Here is a 4,490-nt window from a genome sequence, read left to right as displayed (position 1 = left end):
GCGGTGGGGCGGGGCGGGCCCGCCCGGGAAGGCGTCCGGACGGGCCCGCGGCTGCGACAGCGACTACGCCGGTGCTACTGGGCGTCGGCGCTGTCGTCGGCCTCCACCACGTCGTCGAAGGGGTTCTCGACGAGGGCGTTGGAGTGCGAGGCCGAGAGGTGGGCGAGCTGGCCCTGCTCGTGGATCGGCGTGAACACCTTCTGCTGCTCCATGTGTTGAACCTCCAGGTGCGCTGGGTGGCCACGTCGCCGGGCGGCGACGCCTCGCACACACTAATGAATATGATTTTCATTTGACAAGGTCTTGGGGCGCCGGAAGCGGGTGATCCGGGTAACAGACCGGCCAGCCGCCCACCGGATCGCGCCCCACCCGCCCCGCCACGCCGAGCACTTCGGCCAGCAGCCCGGGGGTCACCACCTCGTCCGGCGGCCCGTCGGCGGCCACCCGGCCGTCCCGCAGCGCGAGGATCCGGTCCGCGAAGCGGGCGGCGTGCCCCAGGTCGTGCAGCACCATCAGCACCGTCAGACCCCGCTCCGCGCGCAGCCGCGCCACCGTCTGCAGCACCTCCAGCTGGTGCCGCAGGTCCAGATACGTGGTCGGCTCGTCCAGCAGCAGGACGCGGGTGTCCTGGGCGAGCGCCATCGCCAGCCGTACGCGCTGCCGCTCGCCGCCCGAGAGGGAGTCCACCGGACGGTCGGCCCACGCCGTCACGTCCACGTCCGCCATGGCCCGCGCGCAGACGGCGTCGTCGCCGTCCCGCAGCATGCCGAGCGGGCCGCGCGCCGCGTACCGGCCCTGGCGTACGAGCTGGCGCACCGTCATACCCGGGACCGGCGGCGCGGACTGGTGCAGCAGTGCCACGCGGCGCGCCGCCGCGCGGCGGGAGAGCCCGGCCATGTCGTCGCCGTCCAGCAGGACCCGGCCGGCGGCTGGGCGCAGCAGTCCGGCGGACAGGCGCAGCAGGGTGCTCTTGCCGCAGCCGTTCAGCCCGACGAGCGCGACGAGCTCCCCGGGCTCCACGTCCATGTCGACGCCGGACAGCACCTCGCGGCCCGGATAGCCGAAGCGGAGCCCGCGTATCTGTACGGTTCCCTGCGCGCGGGGCGCTGTGGGGGTCATCCTGTCCTCCCTCTCTCGTGCGTGCCCGGCGGAGCGCGGCTGTGGTCGTGGTTGCGCGCACAGTTCCCCGCTCACCGGTCGTCGACCCGGCGGCGGGCCACGATCAGCAGCAGCACGGCACCCGCACACGTGGTGACCGCGCCCACCGGCACGCTCAGCCGGTCCGAGTCCAGGGCGTGCGCGAGCCCCTGGGAGAGGCCCTGCGCGCCCGCGTCGGCCCCGCACACCACCACCGCGCCGAGCAGCGCGGCCCCGGGCAGCACGGTGCGCAGGTCCGCACCGAGGAGCGCGAACGCCAGATGCGGCACCAGCAGCCCCACGAAGCCGAGCGCGCCCACCACCGAGACGGCGCCCGCCGTCAGGGCCACCGCGCAGACCAGCGCGGCGATCCGGGCCCGGCCGGTGTGCACCCCGGCGGCAGCGGCCTGTTCGTCGCCGCAGCGCAGCAGGGTGAGCGGCGCGGCCAGGGCGTATGTCGCGGCGGCCCAGACGGCGGCCCAGGGCCACAGCAGCCGCCAGTGCGGCCACACCCGCCCCTCGGTGGACCCGACCAGCCACTGGACCACGCTGCCCAGTTCGCCCGGAGCGACCAGCAGCACCACCGCCGTCAGGCCGGACAGCACCGCCGAGACCAGCACCCCGTACACCGCGGTCTGCGCCGGGTCGCCGCGCTCGCGCCCCGCGAGCAGCCACAGCAGCCCGGCGCCCGCGAACCCGCCGAGCCCCGCGGCGACCACCACGGCCGCCGGCGAGTGCCAGCCCGCGAACCCGAGTCCGGTCGCGGCGACGGCGCCGAGCACGGCGCCGGGCGTGACGCCGGTGACCTCGGGGCCCGCGAGGGGGTTGCGCAGCGCGGACTGGAGCACGGTGCCCGCGAGCCCGAGCGAGGCGCCCGCGACCAGCGCGACCAGCGCCCTGGGCAGCCGCAGGTTGAGGACGATGTGCCGGGACGTGGGGTCCCCTCCGCCCCGCAGCACCTCCCACACCCCGCTCGCCGGCAGCGCGCGCCCCGCGACGAGGGCCGCGCACCCGGCCGCGAGCGCCAGCAGCGCCAGCAGCACGAACAGGCGCGCGGTCCGGCGCGGGGCACGGCGCGCTGCGGCGGCCTGTGTTGCGCCGGTCACTCCCGCACCGCCTCTCCCGGGACCCCGGCGCGGGGCGCGGCCGGCGCCCGGTACGCGGCCTCCCGGTTCCGCGCAGGGACCGCCCCTGACTCACCGTCGCGGACCGCGGGCCCGGTCGCGCTGTGCACGCGGTTCCCCACGCCCCTGCCGGGACGCGCCGGGCCGCGGTCGCCGCGGCGCAGCAGGACGACGCCCGCCGGCACCCCCAGCAGCGCCGTCCACGCCCCGACCGGGGTCTCGACGGGCGCGAGGGCGAGCCGCGCGGGCAGGTCGGCCCCGGCCACGACCAGCGCCCCGCACACCGCCGACCAGGGCAGCCAGCCGGCGGCGCCGCTGCCGGGGCGCAGCCGGCGCGCCAGGTGCGGGGCGAGGAAGCCGACCCAGGCGACCGGGCCGCACACCGCGACCACCGGCGCGATCAGCAGGACGGCCAGCCCGAGCGCGGCGAGCCGGGCGCGCCGCACCCGTACGCCGACCGCGCGCGCGTCGTCGTCGCCGAGCCGCAGCACCGACAGCACGGGCGCGCACAGCACGAGCGCGGGTACGGACACGGCCAGCCACGGCCCCAGCCCGGTGACGTCGTCCCAGGTGCGCGCGGACAGGCTGCCCAGCAGATAGCGGTAGATGAGCTGCAGGTCGAGCTGGTCGGCCAGCACCATCAGCACCAGCAGCGCGGCCTGGAGCGCCGCCGCCACGGCGGCGCCGGTGAGCAGCACGGCGGAGGGGCTGCGCCCGAAACCGGCGGCGAGCAGGGTGAGGACGCCGCCGAAGGCCGCGCCGCCCAGGGCCAGCAGCGGCTCCACGGCGGCCGGCAGGGACAGCGCGAGGACCAGCGGCGCGGCGACGCCGAGCGCGGCCCCGCTGGACACGCCGAGCATCTCGGGCACGGCCAGGGGGTTGCGCAGCGCCTCCTGGAGGACGAGCCCGGCCGCACCCAGGCAGGCCCCGGCCACCAGCGCGAGGACCAGCCGGGGCAGCCGCAGCTCGGTGACGACCGTCGAGGTGAGCCCGGAGCCGCCGAGCGCTCCGGGCAGTTCGGCCGGGGACAGGGACGGCGTGCCGAGGCAGAGTGCGCACAGCGCCACGGCCAGCAGCAGCCCGGCGGCGGCCAGCGGGCGGCGCACGGCAGGCGGCACCGCGGATGCCGGGCGGGGCGACCAGCGCGGGCGGCTCACTTCAGCGCGGCCGTCGCCTCGTCGAGGACCAGGGACAGCGACCGGGTGCCCCGGCCCTTCGCCCACACCTCGGAGTTGACCTCGTGCACCTCGCCGTTCCGCACGGCCGGGATCTTCGACCAGAGCGGGTTGCCCGCGAGCTTCCGGGACAGCTTCTCCTTCGCCGGGCCGCCGAACGAGAGCGTCTCCACGAACAGCACGTCGACGTCGCGCGCGAGGATCTCCTCCAGGCTGTAACTGCCCTCGACACCGCGGCTCTTCCACGGGTAGCGGGAGAGCTTCGGGAAGAGTCCGGCGGCCACGTCGGTGCCGGGCGTCGCGACGCCGAAGTTCTCGTCGCTGCCGAAGATGATCAGCGAGGTCTTGCCGCTCTTCGTCTTCTCGGCCCGCGCCAGCTTGGTCCGGAACGCCTTCTCGGCCTTCCGGCCCTGCTCGGTGCGTCCGGTGAGCGCGGCCAGGTCCCGCAGATAGCGCACGCTGTCCTGCCAGCTCCGGGGCTCCACCGGCCAGAAGACCGTGCGCCCCCGCAGCGCGGGCGCGAGCTTGCCGTGGGTGTCCTTCAGCCCGATCACCAGGTCCGGCTTGTGGGAGAGGATCGCCTCGGCCTCCGGGCTGACGAAGCCGCCGGGCACGACGGGTATCTCCCCGGCCTTCTGCTTGCCGAGGAATTCGGGGTGGGCCAGCAGTTCGGAGTTGGTGGCGGTGGGCGTCATGCCGAGCTCGGCCAGCATGTCGTCGCAGAGCGCGACCAGGCAGACCACCCGCCGGGGCGGGGCCTTGGTGGCGACGGTCTCCCCCTTGACATCGGTGATCTTCCGGGCCGGCTCGATGGGCGCGGCCTTGACCTCGGTGGTCTCGGAGTCCCCGGCGGCTCCCCCGCCGTCCGACCCGTCCGACCCGTCCGATCCGCACCCGGCCAGCAGCGTCCCCACGGCCGCGGCCACCGCCCAGCGGCGGGCGGCCGGCAGCTTTCTGCGCGAGTTGTCCCTCAACGTCCTTCAGCTCATCTCGGTCCGGGGCGGCGGCAGGCGGTTGCGGGCGGGCGCCCCGGGCGGGCCCGCCTCCAGAATAC

Annotated in this window: 4 protein-coding genes and 1 pseudogene; all 5 read right to left on the bottom strand. The window is 76.4% G+C overall.

The features are described 5' to 3' along the window. Positions 1 to 74 precede the first annotated feature (74 nt). The gene (gene amiA, locus G5C65_RS31830; RefSeq protein WP_165302512.1) at positions 75 to 212 is read right to left on the bottom strand and encodes a streptamidine family RiPP; all 138 of its coding nucleotides are present in this window, start codon (positions 210 to 212) and stop codon (positions 75 to 77) included. 60 nt (positions 213 to 272) lie between these two features. After that, positions 273 to 1,119, bottom strand: a pseudogene (locus tag G5C65_RS31825) (ABC transporter ATP-binding protein). Positions 1,120 to 1,190: 71 nt separating this feature from the next. Beyond that, a complete protein-coding gene (locus G5C65_RS31820) occupies positions 1,191 to 2,243 on the bottom strand; it encodes a FecCD family ABC transporter permease (protein WP_165302510.1) in 1,053 nt (350 codons plus the stop codon). Further along, positions 2,240 to 3,367, bottom strand: coding sequence for a FecCD family ABC transporter permease (locus tag G5C65_RS31815; protein ID WP_338146760.1), 1,128 nt, complete (start codon positions 3,365 to 3,367; stop codon positions 2,240 to 2,242). Before G5C65_RS31815 ends, G5C65_RS31820 begins: the two co-directional genes overlap by 4 nt. Positions 3,368 to 3,414: 47 nt before the next feature. Next, the gene (locus G5C65_RS31810; protein ID WP_165302513.1) at positions 3,415 to 4,386 is read right to left on the bottom strand and encodes an ABC transporter substrate-binding protein; all 972 of its coding nucleotides are present in this window, start codon (positions 4,384 to 4,386) and stop codon (positions 3,415 to 3,417) included. Between the last annotated feature and the right edge of the window lie 104 nt (positions 4,387 to 4,490).

Origin of the sequence: Streptomyces boncukensis, from assembly GCF_011045075.1 — a bacterium.
In the GTDB taxonomy this organism is placed as follows: domain Bacteria; phylum Actinomycetota; class Actinomycetes; order Streptomycetales; family Streptomycetaceae; genus Streptomyces; species Streptomyces boncukensis.
Note: the sequence above shows the minus strand (reverse complement) of the source record. Positions and strands in the feature narration are given on the sequence as shown.

What these genes read in the sequence shown, in the direction of transcription:
- amiA (WP_165302512.1), bottom strand. Translation starts at nt 212, where the DNA reads ATGGAGCAGCAGAAGGTGTTCACGCCGATCCACGAGCAGGGCCAGCTC.